The organism is Streptomyces sp. NPDC000983, assembly GCF_040299205.1.
Lineage (GTDB): Bacteria > Actinomycetota > Actinomycetes > Streptomycetales > Streptomycetaceae > Streptomyces.
The window spans coordinates 14,535-32,164 of record NZ_JBEPBM010000019.1 but is presented as its reverse complement, the minus strand read 5'-3'; the positions used below and the strand labels follow the sequence as shown (position 1 = coordinate 32,164).

The window sequence follows — 17,630 nt, the reverse complement described above, 5'->3', positions numbered from 1 at the left end:
GCACCGGACCGGTCCGCTCAGCCCGCCGCTTCCTTGCGGCGCGCCCGGTAGGCGGCCACATGCAGCCGGTTGCCGCAGGTCCGGCTGTCGCAGTAGCGCCGCGAGCGATTGCGGGAGAGGTCGACGAAGGCGCGACGGCAGTCCGGGGCCTCGCAGCGCCGCAGCCGCTCCTGCTCGCCGGCGACCACGAAGAACGCCAGCGCCATCCCGCAGTCGGCCGCCAGGTGGTCCGCGACGGAGGCGCCCGGCGCGAAGTAGTGCACATGCCAGTCGTAGCCGTCGTGGTCGGTGAGGCGCGGGGTGGTGCCCGCGGCGGCGACCAGTTCGTTGATGAGGCCGGCGGCGCCGAGGGCGTCCGGCGCGGCGAAGATCCGGGCGAACTTGCCCCGGACCTCGCGCACCGCGGCGAGGTCCGCTTCCCCGAGCACGCCGACATCGCTGATGTCGTGGCCGCGCACGAACTCGGCGAGCGCCGCGACATCCGGCAGCGCGTCCTGGGCCGTGTCCGTCTCCGGTGCGGTGTTCACCAGATCCACGACCGCTTCGAGGGCGCACCGGGTGTCGTGGGTGATCAGCACATTTCGCTCCCTGGCCTGAGGGTCGGGCGCGGGCGCCCGCCGATGCTGGCCGATGGTAGTGGCTCCGCCCGCAAGGGTCGGCGCCACCGGACTGGTGGTAGCCGGGGGCAACCGAGTCACGGGAATAGAGGAGAGCGGGGGCGGGCGCACGGTGGCCGCACGCACACCGACGCCGCCCCCGTGAGTGACTCACGGTGACGGCGTCGGCGCATACCGTATGCAATTGTTTGACCTGGGCCCGAGCCGTCACCCCGAGTCGACGGCGCCGGGCGGCTTCATGGCGCCCCGGCTCAGCTTTCCGCCAGGATGTGTGACAGTTCCTGATCGAGATCGAAGTGCCGGTGTTCCGTGCCGGGGGGCACGGCGGCGTCCGTTCGCTTCAGGAACGACTCCAGAGCCCGCGCGGGGGCCTCCAGCAGGGCCTCGCCCTCCGGAGAGCTCAGCGCGATGCAGACGACGCCCTGACCGTGGCTGCGCGACGGCCAGACGCGGACGTCTCCGGTACCGGTGGGCCGATGCAGGCCCTCGGCGAGGAGGTCGCGGGCGAACACCCACTCGACGGTCTCCTCGGCTCCGGTGTGGAAGGTGGCGTGCACGGCATAGGGATCGGCCGTGTCGTACCGCAGGCCTGCGGGGACAGGCAGGGATGACTCGCTCGACACAACGAGGCGCAGGTGCAGCTCGCAGCTGACCGTGGTGTTCATAAGCGCCAGGGCCTTTCGCTCAGTGTGCGCTCGGGGATTCGCACGTCGGCGAAATCGACATGCCACCTACGGTGCCGTTGTAAACCCCTCTGAGTGTTTTGCGTGCCTTTACGTAACTCTTCCGGCCGACTGCCCGTTCGCGAGGTACGACCATTTCAGTGACTGGTTTCTCTCCGGTAGGGTTTGGCCGTATGAACACGGGGAGTAGTGAGCCTGGCGAGGTGGCCGTGGCGACGAACGGGACCGACGTGGACAGGGAGCGGAGCGAGCAGGGACTCGGCTCCAGAGCGCCCGAATTCGTCAAGGCGCGGCGTCTGCTGCACCTGAGCTGGCAGGTCGGTGTCTTCATCATCGGCCTGGCGGTCGTGGTCGCCGGCATCATCATGCTGCCGCTGCCGGGACCCGGCTGGGTGGTGATCTTCGGCGGTATGGCGATCTGGGCGACCGAGTTCGTCTGGGCCCAGCTGGTGCTGCGCTGGACCAAGCGCAAGGTCACCGAGGCCGCCCAGCGGGCCCTCGATCCCAAGGTGCGCCGCCGCAACATCATCCTGACGTCGATCGGGCTCGTGATCGTGGGCGTGCTGGTCGGCGTCTACCTGTGGAAGTTCGGCATCCAGATGCCCTGGAAGATCAAGGACCAGTGACTCGCGCGGAGGGCGCGGGCGGGCGTCGGTGCTGGTCACAGGCATCCCCCGGCATGGGGTAGTGTTCTTCCTGCGTCCGGGCGATTAGCTCAGTGGGAGAGCGCTTCGTTCACACCGAAGAGGTCACTGGTTCGAACCCAGTATCGCCCACCCGGGACGGCGGCCCGTCTGCTTCACTGCAGACGGGCCGCCGTCGTATCCGCAGGGACGGATGAGCGGATCGACGGGCAGGCGGGCGGTGACCCGTGGCGCATGCGGCGACGACGGGCGGGAGGGGTGGGGAATGGGACGGCGAGCGTGGCCGGGGGAGTGCCGGCCGGGCCGGGTGGTGTTGCCGTGCGCCTCGCTCCGGGTGCCGGGGTGCCGTCCCGAGGTGTCGCACGCTGTCGCGGGGGTGGATTTCGTCAGACGATTTTCGGCCCGGGCGCTGCTGTGTCCGTCGCTCCGAATGGCGTTCGGTCAGTCGAATCGCGCGGCCCCACCTGCGAAAACAGCGGTTGGAGTGACCCCTGGGGCGCCGATGCCGACAGGGCCCGTCGGGCCGGTCCGCAAGAAAATCCTGTCCGAATCATTGACGCACCCCGAGCCCCTCCGTAACTTGTGCCAGCAAGCGCTTACTTGAAACGATTCATGCAACCGGCGATGAAGCCGCGGGGAGGGCCCGATGATGGGAACCAGCAGGAATGTTGAGAGGCGAACCATCCTGAAGGTGGCCGGGGCTTCGGCGGCCACGCTCGGACTGGCCGCGACGACCGCGTGCGGGGGAGACGGCGGCTCCGGCGACGGGACCGTGACACTCCGTTACGCCTGGTGGGGTGGTGAGCCGCGGACCATCGCCATCAAGAAGTCGATCGCGCTCTTCGAGAAGAAGTACCCGAAGATCAAGATCAAGCCGGAATTCACCGACTACGCCGCGTTCTGGGAGAAGTTCCAGACGCAGGCCTCCGGCGGAAATCCCCCGGACGTTTTCCAGAATGCCGTCGGGTTCCTGCGCAAGTACGACAAGCGCGGGGTTCTGATGGACCTCAAGGCGCAGGCGGACGCGGGCAATCTGAGCCTGGAGAACTTCCGCAACGGGGTTCTGGCGAACGGTCAGGTCGAGGGCAAGCAGCTCGGCATACCCGTCGGCGCCAACACCATGGCGCTCGTCATCGACCTCAAGGCCTTCGAAAAGGCGGGCGTCGAGGCGAAGTTCGGCTGGACCTGGGGCGAGTACTTCGACGCCCTGCAGACGATCCAGGACAAGCTGAAGATCTCCGGTGACACCGGTTACTTCGGCATCATGTACCTCTACGACCTGTACCTGCGCCAGAACGGCAAGGCGTTCTTCACCGACTCCGATCTCGGCTTCACCGAGGACGATCTGACGCAGTGGTGGGAGGACGGCTACAAGCGCGTCCGGTCCGGACTCGTCGCCGACCCCAAGAAGATCGAGCAGGTCGCCCCCAAGTCCGGTCTCTCCGCGGGGCTCGCCGCCTCCGAGTTCACCTGGGACAACTTCTCCATCCGCTACGAGGGCGAGGGCGAGTCGGACTACGGGCTCGCGCCGATCCCCACCACGGACGGCAAGAACACCGGCCAGTACCTCGGTTCGCTGATGCTCAGCGCCTTCTCCGGGACCAAGCACCCCAAGGAGGTCGCCCAGTTCATCGACTTCATGGTGCACGACCCCGAGGTCGGCAAGATCATGGGCTACGACCGCGGCATCCTCGCGACCAGCGAGCAGTACGACGCGTTCACGCCCACCGACGAGAACAACAAGGGCGTCAAGGCGTACGAGGAGCAGGTCTCCGAAGCCGGGGTGCTCGGCAAGATCACCCCGCACCCGTCCGGCGCCGATGTCATCGAGGCGGCGTTCCTGCGGCTGGGCGGTGAGGTCTCGCAGGGCAAGACCAAGCCGGCCGACGCCGCCAAGGCGCTGTTCAGCGAGGCCAAGGCCGCGTTCGCGGGCTGAGGGGACGTACCACCATGACGCTCGTCAAGGAAGCGCCCGCGCGCCCGGCCGGGAAGCGGCCCGCCGCCCCCGCCGCCGGGCGGCGCGGGCGGCGCCGCGAGAACCTCGCCGGCTACCTCTTCATGTCGCCGTGGATCGCGGGGTTCCTGCTGCTCACGGCGGGGCCGATGATCGCGTCGCTCTACTACGCGTTCACCAGCTACAACCTGTTCACCCCGCCCCAGTGGGTGGGTCTGGACAACTTCACGACGATGTTCCAGGACCCGCGCTGGCAGAAGTCGGTCGAGGTCACGCTCAAGTACGTCGTCGTGGCCACCCCGCTGAAGCTGCTGCTCGCCCTCGGCGTGGCGCTGCTGCTCGCGCAGAGCCGGCGCGGCCAGGGTCTGTACCGGGCCGCGTTCTACATGCCCTCGCTCATCGGGGCCAGCGTCTCCGTGGGCTTCGTGTGGCGGGCGCTGTTCTCGGACGACGCGGTCGTGGACCGGACGCAGAAGATCTTCGGTATGGACGTGGGCGGCTGGATCGGCAACCCCGACTACGTCATCTACGCGTTGGTCGCGCTGAGCATCTGGCAGTTCGGCGCCCCGATGGTCATCTTCCTGGCCGGACTCAAGCAGGTCCCGCGTGAGCTGTACGAGGCCGCCGAGGTGGACGGGGCAGGTCCGCTTCGCCGGTTCTGGAACATCACGCTTCCGATGATTTCCCCGGTCCTGTTCTTCAACGTGCTCCTGGAGTCCATCCACGCGTTCCAGGTGTTCGGCTCCGCCTACGTCGTCTCCGACACCCGGTGCGGGCCGGCCGACGCCACGCTCGTCTACACCTGCTACCTCTACCAGAAGGGCTTCAAGGAGGCCCAGATGGGCTTCGCCTCCGCGATGGCCTGGACGCTGGTGGTGGCGGTGGGCCTGGTCACGGCGGTCCTGTTCTGGTCGCAGAAGAAGTGGGTGCACTACGAGGAGGCCGCCAAGTGAGCAGCGCCACCAACCAAGTCCTGCGCGGTGCGAGTCCGCGCAGGCGCACCGGCTCGATCGCCTGGCACGTCGGCGCGCTCGCCGTCCTCGCGGTCGTCCTGTACCCCGTGATCTGGGTGGTCGGTGCCTCGTTCAAGCCGAGCAAGGACATCATCGCCAGCCTGGACCTGCTGCCGACGAAGCCGGTGTGGGAGAACTTCTCCGGGCTCGCCGACGGCATCTCCGGGATCTCCATCAGCACCTTCTTCATGAACTCGCTGATGTACGCGGTCCTCGCGGTGGTCGGTGTCGTGGTCTCCAGCTCGCTGACCGCGTACGCCTTCGCCAAGATCGGGTTCGCCGGGCGGAACCTGCTCTTCACGCTGATGATCGGCACCCTGCTGCTGCCGTACCACGTCCTGCTCATCCCGCAGTACGTGCTCTTCCGCAACCTGGAGCTGGTCGACACGCTGGTGCCGCTGGTCGCGGGCAAGTTCCTGGCCACGGAGGCGTTCTTCGTCTTCCTGATGGTGCAGTTCATGCGCGGGCTGCCGCGCGAACTGGACGAGGCCGCCAAGCTCGACGGCTGCGGGCACCTGCGGACCTACTGGTCCATCGTGCTGCCGCTGTGCCGTCCCGCGCTCATCACCAGCGCCATCTTCACCTTCATCAACGCGTGGAACGACTTCATGGGGCCGTTGATCTACCTCAACACCCCCGACAAGTACACGGTCTCGCTGGGCCTGATGATGTTCCGCGACCAGGAGGGCATCTCCAACTACGGCAGCATGATCGCCATGTCGCTGGTGGCGCTGGTGCCGGTCATCGCCTTCTTCATGGCCTTCCAGCGCTATCTGATCGACGGTATGGCGACCTCCGGACTGAAGGGGTGAGCATGGCCGGGGCGCGTACGAAACAGCGCAGGGAGTCCGTGTTCGGCGAGCGCTTCGCGGTCTTCGCCGAGTGCCTGCTGACCGGGGTCTGGATCGCCGTGGCGTGCCTCGGCCTGGTCACCTACCCCGCGGCCTTCGCCGCCGGCGCCCGCCATCTGCGGCGGCGCGTCGGCCACGAGGCGGGCGGCTGGCGGGAGTTCGTCTCGGACTTCCGGGCGGCCGCGCGCCGCGGGTGGGCCGTCGGGCTCGCCGGCTGGGCGGCGGCCGCCGCGGTCTGGATCGACGTCCAGGCCGCGCGGGCCGGGCTGCCCGGCGGACCGCTCGTCGGGGCCGTCGGGCTGTTCGCGCTGATCGGCCTGGTCGTGGCCCTGCTGCGGGCGGCGGCCGTCTGGGCGCCCGGCCTCTCCTGGCGGGCCCTGCTCGCCGACGCCGGCCGGCGGACCGTGCTCGATCCCGCCGGATCGTTTCTCATCACCGCCGGACTGGCCGTCGTGGCCCTGTCCGGCGCGTTCCTGGCACCGCTGGCGGTTCCCGTCCTGGGAGCCGTCGCGGCGGCGGCCGTCGCCGTGGAGGCACGGTACCGGCGCCGCTGACCCGCGGTGACCCGCACACCGGGTGGGCGCCCCCGTGGCGCCTCACCCCGATCTGTCATGCCCCTGTCCATGCCCCCGCACGGAAGGAACGGTCATGTCCCCCCTCCCTCGCAGGTCCCTCCTGAAAGCCGCAGCCCTCGCCGGGGCCGCCGCGCAGTTCAGCTGGGCCCTGGGCGCCAACACGGCACAGGCGGCGCCCGCGGCCGCCGCAGGCGACGACGACCCCGTGACCCTGGACTGGCTGGAGGACGGCGCCCTCGGCGCGGCCCCCGGCTCGACCGTCGGCGTCCCCTGGCCGAAGGGCGCCTTCCAGGAGGACCAGACGTTCGCCCTGACGGACGCCGACGGCAAGGCCGTCCCCGTACAGACCTGGCCGCTCGCCTACTGGCCGGACGGCTCCCTCAAGTGGACCGCGCACGCGGTCGGTTCGGGCACCGGCAAGCTCACCCTCGCCGCCGGCACGCCCGCCGCCCCCGAGAAGAGGGTCACCGTCGACAGAAGCGGCGGCACCATCGACGTGTCGACCGGTGTGATCACCGCGAGAATCGGCAAGTCCGGCGCCACGCTGATCAAATCGGTCACCCGCGGCTCCACCGAGATCGCGAAGAACGGCCGGCTCGTCCTGATCCGCCAGCCCGAGGTCGAGGACGAGGACCAGGGCACGGTCAAGACCGAACGGTTCGACGGCGCGATCCTTGAGGTCACCGTCGAACAGGACGGCCCGGTCCGCGCGGTCGTCCGCATCGACGGCAAGCACCGCAAGGGCAGCCGCAGTTGGCTCCCCTTCTCGATCCGCCTCTACTTCTACGCGGGCGCCGACTCCTTCCGCATGGTGCACACCGTCACCTTCGACGGCACCCAGGAACCCGGCAAGGCCAGCGGCGACTTCATCCGCGGCCTCGGCGTCCGCTTCACCGTCCCGATGCGCGACCAGTCCTACGACCGCCACATCCGCATCGGCGGCGAGGGCACCGGCCTGCTCCGCGAGGCCGTCAAGGGCATCACCGGACTGCGCCGCGACCCCGGCGCGGCCGTCCAGGCCGCCCAGTTCGAGGGCACCAAGCTGCCCGACCCGGCCACCTGGGACCAGCGCGTCACCACCCGCCTGCAGTACATCCCCGAGTGGGGCGACTACACCCTCTCCCAGCTCTCCGCCGACGGCTTCACCCTGCGCAAGCGCACCAAGAAGGGCCACGGCTGGATCGGCGCCGGCGGCGGACGGCGCGCCAACGGCTTCGGCTACGTCGGCGGCGTCAGCGGCGGATTCTCCTTCGGCCTGCGCGACTTCTGGGAGAAGTTCCCCGCCCAGCTCGACATCCGCGACGCCCACACCGACGAGGCCGAGGTCACCCTCTGGCTCTGGTCGCCCGAAGCGCAGCCCATGGACCTGCGCTTCTACCACGACGGCATGGGCCAGGACACCTTCCCCGAGCAGCTCGAAGGCCTCAACATCACCTACGAGGACTACGAGCCCGGCTTCGGCACCCCCTACGGCATCGCCCGCACCTCCGAGTTCCTCTTCTGGGCCAACGAGGCCACGCCCTCCCCGGCCGCCCTGGCCGAACAGATCGACGCCGTACGGGTGCTGCCCCAGCTCGCCGCGCCGCCCAAGCAGCTCATCAAGGCCGGCGTCTTCGGCCCCGGCCTGTACTCGGAGCCCGACCGCTCCACGCCCGCCAAGGCCAAGATCGAGGACCACCTCGACTTCCTCTTCACCTATTACAAGGACCAGGTGGAGATGCGCCGTTGGTACGGCTTCTGGGACTACGGCGACATCATGCACACCTACGACACCGTCCGGCACCAGTGGCGGTACGACATCGGCGGCTACGCCTGGGACAACTCCGAACTCTCGCCCGACCTCTGGCTCTGGTTCGCCTACCTGCGCTCCGGCCGCGCCGACATCTTCCGCTTCGCCGAGGCGATGACCCGGCACACCGGCGAGGTCGACGTCTACCACCTCGGCACATGGGCGGGCCTGGGCACCCGGCACGGGGTGCAGCACTACGCCGACAGCGCCAAGCAGCAGCGCATCGCCAACACCACCTACCGGCGCTACTACTACTTCCTCACCGGCGACGAGCGGGTCGGCGACCTCATGCACGCCAACGTCGACTCCGACGAGACCTTCCTCGTCCTCGACCCCATCCGCAAGATCCGCACCGAGCCCTACACCCCCGACCGGCACGCCCTGTCGATCGGCTTCGGCACGGACTGGAGCGGCCTGGTCTCCGCCTGGCTCACCGAGTGGGAGCGCAAGGGGCCCAAGTGGGAGAAGGCCAAGGCGCGCGTCCTGTCCACGATGGAGACCATCGCCGCCCAGCCCAACGGCTTCGTGCAGGGCACCGGCCTCTACGACCTGGACACGGGTAAGTTCGCCGTCGCCGACAAGCCGGTGGTCGGGGTCTCGCACCTGTCCGCCGTGTTCGGCCTGAACGAACTGTGCGCCGAGCTCATCGACCTCGTCGACATGCCCGCCTTCAACGAGGCCTACTTCGACTACTGCCGCTACTTCAACGCCACCAAGGCCGAACAGGCGGCGCGCTACGGCTCCAACTTCGGCACGCTGCTGCTCTTCCAGGGCCACTCACGGCTCGACGCCTACACGGCCGTCAAGACCGGCGACGAGAAGCTCGCCAAGCGGGCCTGGGAGAAGTTCTACAACTCCGACGGCTACAAGGAGTCCGCGCCCTGGAAGACGGAGGAACTGAGCGGGCCGACCACCCTGGTGCCGGGCAGCGAGGCCACCTGGGTGTCCACCAACGACACCGCGCTGTACGGCCTCGCCGCCATCGAGAACCTGGCCCTGCTCGGGAACAAGATGCCCTAGCTGACGGCTAGTTCATCCGCCCCAGGGCATCCCGCACCCGTCGGACATCCCTGATCCGCTGCTCGTACGTCGCGCCCAGGAGGAGCAGCAGGAGTCCGGCGAGTGCGGGAAGCGACCAGCGGGGCAGGGCGTCGGTGACCTGGACGATGTACGGCGACAGTTCGTGCAGGGCGTCCAGGGCGAGCACCGCGCCGCCCAGCAGCAGCGGCGCCTGGAGCTGATGGCCGCCGCCCAGCAGGGTGAGCGACAGGGCCGCCAGGCCCAGCAGCAGGGGGCGCGTCCAGTGCGGGTCGGCCCAGGCCGCGACCAGGCTCGGCAGCAGGGTCGCGGCCAGGCCCGGCCCGTACGCCGTCCAGGACGAGGTCCGCGGGTCGCGGCGCCTGCGCAGGGCGCCGACGACCAGGGCCGGGACCGTCACCGGGAGCGTGTACAGCTCCGGTGCCGTGACCTCCCAGGCGGCCAGGCGGACCCACGCGGCCAGCACCAGGAGGGCCGCGGAGACGTACCCCAGCCGGCGGCGGTCCGGCCGCAGCGCCATGGCACCGGCCAGCACACCGCACAGGGCGAGCACGAGGGCGAGCATCGACGGGTCGGTGCCGGAGAGGCCCACGGCCAGCAGTGCCGCCGCCGCGCCGGTCACCTCGACCGGCACCCTCGCCGGGGCCTCGACGCGCCCGGCGAGCAGCACGGCGGCCGCCGGGACCACGAGCAGCAGCGGGGCGGTGTGCTCCGGCGCCCAGCCGGCGGCGGCGCCGATCGCGCAGGCCAGCCCGGCGGCATGGGCGAGCGCCGCCGGGGCGGCCACCAGGGCCCGGCGCCGGGCGGCCACCGCGAACAGCAGCGTCAGGGCCGTGAGCACCGCGAGTGTCGCGGAGCGCGAGGCCAGGGCGAGCAGCACCGCGTGCCCGGCCGCCACCAGAGCCAGCGGCGCCGCCGCCACACGGCCCGACACCAGCGCGAGCGCGGCAACCGCACAGGCCACCAACAGGCCCGCCGCATAAGGCAGTTCGAGGACGAGCGGGAAGACGAGCGCCGTCGCCGCCGCCGGCACCGCGGCCGCCGTGCGCGCCTCGGGGCGAGGGGTGAGGGCCAGCACCGCGGCCACCACCGCCAGCACCAGCGGCACCGTCTCCGCGTACGGCGGCCACGGCGTCCCGGCCGTCACCGCGGCCCGGGCGTCCGACGGCGCGCCCTCCCAGGCGCGGCCGATCCAGGCGAGCGGACCCACCAGCGTGGCCACGACCACCCGCGCCGCCCACAGCACCGCCAGCGCCTGCACCCCGGCCGACGCCAGGACCAGGCCCCGCCGGACCGGCTCGGGGACCCGGGGCATCCGCACCACCGCGAGCAGGGCGACAGCGCACAGCAGGTACACCGGAACCGTCCACACCGCGGGCAGCACCACCCGCGGCACCGCGGCCGCGGCGGCGACCAGCAGCACCCCGGCGGCCGGCGCCGGCACCGTCGCGGTGCGCCGGGCGGCCGCCAGGGCGACCAGCGCCGCCAGGAGGAGGAGCGCCGCCGCACGGGCGGCGGCGCTCGGACCGGTGGCCGTCCAGGACAGACCCCCGGCCGTCAACGCGCCCCCGGCGCCCATGCCGTACGCGCCGACCGCCGCGACGACACGCACGGAGCGGGCCGGCGCCCGCAGCGCCACGCCCGTGTCGAGCGCGGCCGTCGCCAGCGCGGCCGCGGCGTGCCAGTACGGGCCCGCTCCGGCGGCGAACGCCCACAGCGTCAGCGGCAGTTGGGCCACGACCAGAGCGGCGGGCAGCGGCAGCCGCAGCGCCGCCGTGCGCGGCAGCAGGCCGTACCCCGTCCACAGCCCGGCGAGCACCGCCGTCGCGGCCGCCGCGTAACCGACGCCGTCCACCTCGTCCAGCGCGACCCGGTGCAGCGCGTACGCGTCCAGCACCGTCAGCGCGAGACCGAGGCCCGCCACCGCCTCCGCCGTGGAGCGCAGTCCCCGCCCCAGCAGCGGCAGCGGCGCGGCCAGCGCCGCCACCGTCACCGCGGCCAGCACCGCGGACCGGCCCACGATGCCCAGCTGGCCCCAGCCCACCAGCGTGAACGCCATCGCGGCGACGGTGAGCAGCACGCCACCGAGCACCAGCAGCACGTTCTGCACCCGCGGCGGGGACGCCTCGGGGCGCGGAGCGGCGGCCGGGACCGGCCGGGGCACCTGAAGGGCGGCGATCAGCCAGCCGCGGCGGGCCAGCAACTGCGAGCGGCGGGCGTCCAGTTGCCGAAGCTCCGCATCGAGGAGCCGCAACTCCTCGGCCGGGGACGGGATGTGCGTCATACCGAGGAGTGTGGCCCGCGTCACCCGGCACGGCATGAGTGCGCGTACTCAGAGAACGTACTCAGATGCGCCGTCCGCCGCCGACGAGCGGGCAGACTCCCGCCATGGACTGGTCCCACTACCGATTCCACAGCCGCTGGACCCTGCCCGCACCGCCCGCCGCCGTCTTCGGCGCCCTGGAGCGGGCCGAGGACTACCCCCGCTGGTGGCCCCAGGTGCGCGAGGTGCGCCGCCTCGACGACACCTCCGGCGAGATCCACGTCCGTTCCGCCCTGCCGTACGGCCTGACCTTCACCGCGCGCGAGGTGCGCCGCGACCCGGCCGCAGGGGTCCTGGAGATCGCCCTCTTCGGCGACCTCGAAGGCTGGGCGCGCTGGACCGTCACCCCGCACGGCACCGGCAGCCTGGCCCGCTACGAGCAGGTCGTCGACGTGCGCAAGCCGCTGCTGCGCAGACTCGCCGTACCCGGGCGGCCCGCCTTCCGCGCCAACCACTGGCTGATGATGCGGGCCGGACGGCGCGGACTGCGCGCCCACCTGGAAGCGGTTTGAAGGAAGGCCTCCCGGACCTGTATGGTTCAGTCCGTTCCCGGGCGATTAGCTCAGTGGGAGAGCGCTTCGTTCACACCGAAGAGGTCACTGGTTCGAACCCAGTATCGCCCACCGGGAAAGGCCGGTCCGTACTCGTACGGACCGGCCTTCTTCATGCCGCCGCCGGCAGATCCGGGCGCAGCGGCCACGCCGGGTCCACCGCCTCCGGCGAACCGCTGCGCGCGAACCACGCCTGCAGCCCGCGCGCCTGCGCCGCGTGCCACACCGCCTGGAGCGTGTGCAGTTCGGCGGGCGACAGCCGTTCGAGCCGCGCCGCAAAACGGCGCCCCACCGCCCGGACCACCTCCAGCGAGGCCAGCGCGTCCGCGCCCGCGTCGTGCGCGCCCTCCAGCGTGACCCCGTAGTGCGCGCACAGATCGGTCAGGGTGCGCCGCCCCTTGCGGTACCGGTCGAGATGTTTGTCCAGCACCCGCGGATCGAGCACCAGCAGCGGTGCCGACTCGAACCAGTGGTCCAGGGACGACGCCCGATGGCGGCGCAGCTCCCGGTCCAGCATCGTCAGGTCGAACGGCGCGTTCATCACCACCAACGGCCGCCCCGCGGCGGCCTGTTCGCCCAGCTCCTCGGCTATCTCGTGCATCACCGGCGCCGGCCAGCGGCCGTTGCGCTGGAGATGCTCCTCCGTCAGTCCGTGCACCGCCGTCGCCGCCTCCGGCACCGGCACGCCCGGATTCACCAGCCACCGCGTCACCCGAGGCCGGCAACCCGGGGCGTCCTGGACCACGATCGCCGCCGAAACGATTCGGTCGGTCTCGACGTCCACACCCGTGGTCTCCGTGTCGAATGCCGCCAGCGGGCCCTCATACCAGCTCGCCATACCTACACAACCCCTCGCTCAGCCACGGCAGCTGACGCACCGTCTTCTGCCCGTTTGGTGATACCCGGGCTGTTTGCGCCGTACGCCGGAAGGAGACAACACAGGTACGGGTCTTTGCAGTTCAGCGGCCCGAAGCGGGAATCACCGACGCCCCGGAGCGGGCAATTCATCTGGCTGGGAAGGCTGTTCGTCATGGCGATAGCGCAGCCCGAGCGGGGCGGGCTGCTGCCCGAACGTACGGGCCCCCGTCGCGGCACACTCGCCACCACCGCCTGCATGGAGACACTGCAGGTGGGCTACCTCCACGCCGTCGCGGCCGCGGCCGGCTGCTCACTGGCGCAGCCCTTCCCCGACAACGGCATCGACTGGCACGTCAGCCACAGCGCCCCCGGCCACACGGTCGACGACGAGGTCACCATCAAGGTGCAGCTCAAAGCCACCTACCAGATCCCGCCCAACCCCCCGGGCCGCACCTTCTCCTTCACCCTCGACAACGACCACCTGCGCAAGCTCGCCCGCACCCCCGTCTCGGTGCACAAGATCCTCGTCGTGATGCTCGTCCCGCGCTCCCAGGACGACTGGCTGCGCGCCAGCCACGACCGGCTCGACCTCAGACACTGCTGCTACTGGGTCAACCTCGCCGGCCACCCCGTCACCGGACGCACCCGCACCACCGTCCGCATTCCGACCGCACGCGTCTTCGACGACCGCGCGCTCTGCGAGATCATGACCCGGGTCGGGACGGGAGGCAGACCATGACCCACCGCCCGCTCGAAGGACCCCTCCGGCCCGTCCGCCCCCACCCCGTCGACCCCGCCTGGCACCGGACCCCCGAGCCCGGCCAGGTCGACCCCGCCGTACTCGCCGCCCTGCTGCGCCGGCACGGCTGGCAGCGCCGCGGCGGCGCCGCCGGACGCTACGGCCGCTGGACCCCGCCCGGACCCGGCGCGGGCACCACCAGCCTGCTCGTCCCCGAGAACCACGCCTTCCCCGACAGCGAGGACCTCCTCGGCGAGGCCCTCCTCGCCCTCTCCCGCAGCGGCACGCCCTCCGCCCGCGAGGTCCTGGTCTCCCTCGCCGTGCCCAGCGACGAGATCCGCTGGTGGCGCGAGGTGCCCACCTCCACCACCGGCACCGCGTCCTGGCCGGTGGAGGAACACCTGCGCGCCGCCGCCCGCCAGACCCTGCTCGCCGCCGCCCTCGCCACCCGCGCCCTGGCCGGCTACCACGGCGCCCGGCACCGCCGCCCCGCCGCCGCCCTGCTGGAGAAGATCCTGGTGGGCTCCCCGGCCGACGGCCGCGGCCTCACCGCCTTCGTGCCCGCCGCCACCGGCCGCCCCCTCGCCGTACGCCTGCACCAGGCGCTGTACGCCGTCCGCGAGGCCATCGACTACCGCCGCGCCACCGGCGGCATGGACGCCTTCGACGGCGCCGTCGGGGCCGGCGTCAGCCGGGAGCTCACCGAGGCCCTGGTCGCCCTGGTCCGCGGCACCGAGGGAGCCCGCGTCGCCGTCGCCTGGGCGCCCGCGGCCGGGGTCCCGGACGGATGCTCGGCCGGCACCGAGGCCGTGGAGTTCTCCCCGGGCGACCTGCCCGCGCTGCGCGAGGCGGGCGCCCGCTACCTGCGCGCCGAGCCCTCCGTGCCGGCGCGCGTCACCGGCGCCGTCGTCCGCATGCGCAGGTCGGGGCCGCGCGGCGAGGGCACCGTACGGCTGCGGGTGCTGGCCGGCGCCGACATCCCCTACGTCCGGCTCACCCTGGACGAGGACGCCTACCGGGTCGCGGGCCACGCGCACCTCGTCGGGCTGCCGGTGGAGGTGCACGGGCAACTGGAGAGCCGCGGCGGGTTCCGCAAGCTCACCGGGGTGCACGGCGTCGTACCCGTGCAGGTCGACGAGGCGGAGCGGGACCGCCTGATGAAGTCGCTCCAGGAGACCGCCGAGCTCACGGCCTTCTTCGAGGAGAGCGCCGGAGGGGAATGATTTCGCCTCCGGCGGGTGGGGGTCGGTACGATCCCTTAATGCGCGCGCTCCCGGTAGGGCGCCGCACCCCACCTGCAGTCAGGAGAGACCGGTGTCAGACGTCCGTGTGATCATCCAACGCGATTCCGAGCGGGAAGAGCGCGTGGTGACGACGGGGACTACGGCCGCCGAGCTCTTCGCAGGCGAGCGTTCGATCATCGCCGCGCGCGTGGGCGGCGAGCTCAAGGACCTGTCGTACGTCCCCGCCGACGGTGAGGAGGTCGAGGGTGTCGAGATCTCCTCCGAGGACGGCCTCAACATCCTGCGCCACTCCACCGCGCACGTGATGGCGCAGGCCGTGCAGGAGCTCTTCCCCGAGGCCAAGCTGGGCATCGGCCCGCCGGTCAAGGACGGCTTCTACTACGACTTCGACGTCGAGAAGCCGTTCACGCCCGAGGATCTCAAGGCCGTCGAGAAGAAGATGCAGGAGATCCAGAAGCGCGGGCAGAAGTTCGCCCGCCGCGTCGTCACCGACGAGGCCGCCCGCGAGGAGCTCGCGGACGAGCCGTACAAGCTGGAGCTGATCGGCCTCAAGGGCTCCGCCTCCAGCGACGACGGCGCGGACGTCGAGGTCGGCGCCGGCGAGCTGACGATCTACGACAACCTGGACGCCAAGACCGGCGACCTGTGCTGGAAGGACCTCTGCCGCGGTCCGCACCTGCCCTCCACCCGCCTCATCCCGGCGTTCAAGCTGATGCGCAACGCGGCCGCCTACTGGCGCGGCAGCGAGAAGAACCCGATGCTCCAGCGCATCTACGGCACCGCCTGGCCGTCCAAGGAGGAGCTGAAGGCGTACCTCGACTTCCTCGCCGAGGCCGAGAAGCGCGACCACCGCAAGCTGGGCAACGAGCTGGACCTGTTCTCCATCCCGGAGCAGATCGGCTCCGGCCTCGCCGTTTTCCACCCCAAGGGCGGCATCGTCCGCAGGGTCATGGAGGACTACTCGCGGACGAGGCACGAGGAAGAGGGCTACGAGTTCGTCTACACCCCGCACGCCACGAAGGGGAAGCTCTTCGAGACCTCGGGGCACCTGGACTGGTACGCCGACGGCATGTACCCGCCCATGCAGCTCGACGAGGGCGTGGACTACTACCTCAAGCCCATGAACTGCCCGATGCACAACCTGATCTTCGACGCGCGCGGCCGGTCCTACCGTGAACTGCCGCTGCGGCTCTTCGAGTTCGGCACCGTGTACCGGTACGAGAAGTCGGGCGTCGTGCACGGCCTGACCCGTGCGCGCGGCTTCACCCAGGACGACGCGCACATCTACTGCACCCGTGAGCAGATGTCGGAGGAGCTCGACAAGACGCTCACCTTCGTCCTCGGGCTGCTGCGCGACTACGGTCTGACCGACTTCTACCTGGAGCTGTCCACCAAGGACCCGGAGAAGTTCGTCGGCTCCGACGAGGTCTGGGAGGAGGCGACCGAGACCCTGCGCGAGGTCGCCGAGAAGCAGGGCCTGCCCCTGGTCCCGGACCCGGGCGGCGCCGCCTTCTACGGGCCGAAGATCTCCGTGCAGGCCAAGGACGCCATCGGGCGGACCTGGCAGATGTCGACGATCCAGCTCGACTTCAACCTGCCCGAGCGGTTCGACCTGGAGTACACCTCCGCCGACGGCACCAAGCAGCGTCCGGTCATGATCCACCGCGCGCTGTTCGGCTCCATCGAGCGGTTCTTCGCGGTCCTGCTGGAGCACTACGCGGGCGCCTTCCCGGCGTGGCTGGCGCCGGTGCAGGCGATCGGCATCCCGATCGGCGACGCGCATGTGGAGTACCTCCAGCAGTTCGCCGCCGACGCGAAGAAGAAGGGCCTGCGGGTCGAGGTGGACTCCTCCTCCGACCGGATGCAGAAGAAGATCAGGAACGCGCAGAAGCAGAAGACGCCGTTCATGATCATCGTCGGTGACGAGGACATGAACGCGGGCACGGTGTCGTTCCGCTACCGCGACGGCTCGCAGGAGAACGGCATCCCTCGTGACGAGGCGCTGGCGAAGCTCGTCGACGTGGTGGAGCGTCGCGTCCAGGTGTGATCCTCGCCCCGCGCGAGCGGTGAGTCAGGCCCCCGGGGGTGACCCCGGGGGCCTTTTGTCGCTCTCGCGGGAGAAGATCTGCAGCAGCCACGACGAGAACGACCCCGTCACCGCGCCGAGCAGCGCCAGTCCGCCCGCCATCATCCCCATCGCGATCGCCCGCCCGCCCGCGGTCACCGGCACGATGTCGCCGTAGCCGACCGTGCTGAGCGTCGCGGCGGCCCACCACAGCGCGTCGCCGAACGACGTCATGTCCGCCCCGGGCGCCCCGCGCTCCTGCTGGAACACCGCGAGGGCTCCGGCGAAGCCGAGGAGGACCGTCGACAGACTGGCGTACGAGATCACGCGGGCGTGCAGGGAGAGCCGGGGCTCCCCCTGCCGGCGCTGGATGACGTCGTAGAGCGGCACGATCCGCAGCGGTCTCAGCAGCGGCAGGAGGACCACGACCGTGTGCAGGAAGTGGGTCCTGACGAAGTGCGGGAAGTGCTGTCCGCTCAGCCGCCAGCGCACCACGTAGTCCACGCCGAACAGCAGCCACAGCGCGAGCATCGTGTAGGCGCACACGTCCTTCCAGAAGACGGGCATGCTCACGGCGAGGACCCGGGCGGCATAGGAGGCCAGGAAGAGCAGCGAGGCCAGGAACAGCGGGATCTCGCTGCGCTGCTCCCAGCGGATATAGGGGCTGTCGTCGTCCACCGGCCCAG

Annotated in this window: 15 protein-coding genes and 2 tRNA genes; 12 read left to right on the top strand and 5 right to left on the bottom strand. The window is 71.0% G+C overall.

Going from position 1 to position 17,630, the window contains the following annotated elements; translation table 11 throughout:
* Positions 1–17: 17 nt before the first annotated feature.
* A complete protein-coding gene (locus ABT296_RS22180; protein ID WP_351929921.1) occupies positions 18–578 on the bottom strand; it encodes a CGNR zinc finger domain-containing protein in 561 nt (186 codons plus the stop codon).
* Positions 579–868: 290 nt separating this feature from the next.
* Positions 869–1,282 (bottom strand): SsgA family sporulation/cell division regulator, encoded by a 414-nt coding sequence (locus tag ABT296_RS22175; RefSeq protein WP_004002642.1) that lies wholly within the window; start codon positions 1,280–1,282, stop codon positions 869–871.
* Between the two features lie 191 nt (positions 1,283–1,473).
* Here ABT296_RS22175 and ABT296_RS22170 point away from each other — a divergent pair, with 191 nt between their 5' ends.
* The 7 genes from ABT296_RS22170 to ABT296_RS22140 all read left to right on the top strand — a co-directional run bounded on the left by ABT296_RS22170 (position 1,474) and on the right by ABT296_RS22140 (position 9,146).
* Positions 1,474–1,926: a TIGR02611 family protein gene (locus tag ABT296_RS22170; protein ID WP_351929919.1), complete on the top strand. Its 453-nt coding sequence runs from the start codon at positions 1,474–1,476 to the stop codon at positions 1,924–1,926.
* A gap of 78 nt (positions 1,927–2,004) precedes the next feature.
* A tRNA-Val gene (locus tag ABT296_RS22165) sits at positions 2,005–2,076 on the top strand.
* Positions 2,077–2,593: 517 nt separating this feature from the next.
* Positions 2,594–3,880: an ABC transporter substrate-binding protein gene (locus ABT296_RS22160; RefSeq protein WP_351930127.1), complete on the top strand. Its 1,287-nt coding sequence runs from the start codon at positions 2,594–2,596 to the stop codon at positions 3,878–3,880.
* 14 nt (positions 3,881–3,894) lie between these two features.
* On the top strand, positions 3,895–4,851 hold the full coding sequence (locus ABT296_RS22155) for a carbohydrate ABC transporter permease (protein WP_351929917.1): 957 nt from the start codon (positions 3,895–3,897) through the stop codon (positions 4,849–4,851).
* Complete coding sequence (locus tag ABT296_RS22150; RefSeq protein WP_351929916.1) at positions 4,848–5,723, top strand: carbohydrate ABC transporter permease; 876 nt, start codon at positions 4,848–4,850, stop codon at positions 5,721–5,723. Before ABT296_RS22155 ends, ABT296_RS22150 begins: the two co-directional genes overlap by 4 nt.
* 2 nt (positions 5,724–5,725) lie before the next feature.
* Complete coding sequence (locus ABT296_RS22145) at positions 5,726–6,316, top strand: hypothetical protein (RefSeq protein WP_351929914.1); 591 nt, start codon at positions 5,726–5,728, stop codon at positions 6,314–6,316.
* A gap of 94 nt (positions 6,317–6,410) precedes the next feature.
* Positions 6,411–9,146 carry an exo-rhamnogalacturonan lyase family protein gene (locus ABT296_RS22140; protein WP_351929912.1) on the top strand — a complete coding sequence of 912 codons (2,736 nt, stop codon included), beginning with the start codon at positions 6,411–6,413 and terminating at the stop codon, positions 9,144–9,146.
* Between the two features lie 7 nt (positions 9,147–9,153).
* On the opposite strand, the gene ABT296_RS22135 is transcribed toward ABT296_RS22140, so the two are convergent.
* Positions 9,154–11,448, bottom strand: coding sequence for an SCO7613 C-terminal domain-containing membrane protein (locus ABT296_RS22135; protein ID WP_351929910.1), 2,295 nt, complete (start codon positions 11,446–11,448; stop codon positions 9,154–9,156).
* A gap of 104 nt (positions 11,449–11,552) precedes the next feature.
* On the opposite strand from ABT296_RS22135, the gene ABT296_RS22130 reads away from it, so the two are divergent.
* Positions 11,553–11,999: an SRPBCC family protein gene (locus ABT296_RS22130; RefSeq protein WP_351929909.1), complete on the top strand. Its 447-nt coding sequence runs from the start codon at positions 11,553–11,555 to the stop codon at positions 11,997–11,999.
* 39 nt (positions 12,000–12,038) lie between these two features.
* Positions 12,039–12,110: transfer RNA gene (locus ABT296_RS22125), tRNA-Val, on the top strand.
* A gap of 40 nt (positions 12,111–12,150) precedes the next feature.
* Here the strand turns inward: ABT296_RS22125 and ABT296_RS22120 are convergent.
* Entirely contained in the window at positions 12,151–12,876 is a 726-nt protein-coding gene (locus tag ABT296_RS22120) for a 3'-5' exonuclease (protein ID WP_351929907.1), read from the bottom strand.
* Between the two features lie 192 nt (positions 12,877–13,068).
* Here ABT296_RS22120 and ABT296_RS22115 point away from each other — a divergent pair, with 192 nt between their 5' ends.
* The 3 genes from ABT296_RS22115 to thrS all read left to right on the top strand — a co-directional run bounded on the left by ABT296_RS22115 (position 13,069) and on the right by thrS (position 16,926).
* Positions 13,069–13,635, top strand: a complete 567-nt coding sequence (locus tag ABT296_RS22115; protein WP_351929905.1) for a DUF4365 domain-containing protein — start codon at positions 13,069–13,071, stop codon at positions 13,633–13,635.
* On the top strand, positions 13,632–14,858 hold the full coding sequence (locus ABT296_RS22110) for a hypothetical protein (RefSeq protein ID WP_351929903.1): 1,227 nt from the start codon (positions 13,632–13,634) through the stop codon (positions 14,856–14,858). The genes ABT296_RS22115 and ABT296_RS22110 overlap by 4 nt, the downstream gene beginning before the upstream one ends.
* A 91-nt stretch (positions 14,859–14,949) precedes the next feature.
* Positions 14,950–16,926, top strand: coding sequence for a threonine--tRNA ligase (thrS, locus tag ABT296_RS22105; RefSeq protein ID WP_351929901.1), 1,977 nt, complete (start codon positions 14,950–14,952; stop codon positions 16,924–16,926).
* Between the two features lie 24 nt (positions 16,927–16,950).
* Here the strand turns inward: thrS and ABT296_RS22100 are convergent, their stop codons facing one another.
* Positions 16,951–17,622 carry a potassium channel family protein gene (locus ABT296_RS22100; RefSeq protein ID WP_351929899.1) on the bottom strand — a complete coding sequence of 224 codons (672 nt, stop codon included), beginning with the start codon at positions 17,620–17,622 and terminating at the stop codon, positions 16,951–16,953.
* Positions 17,623–17,630 lie beyond the last annotated feature (8 nt).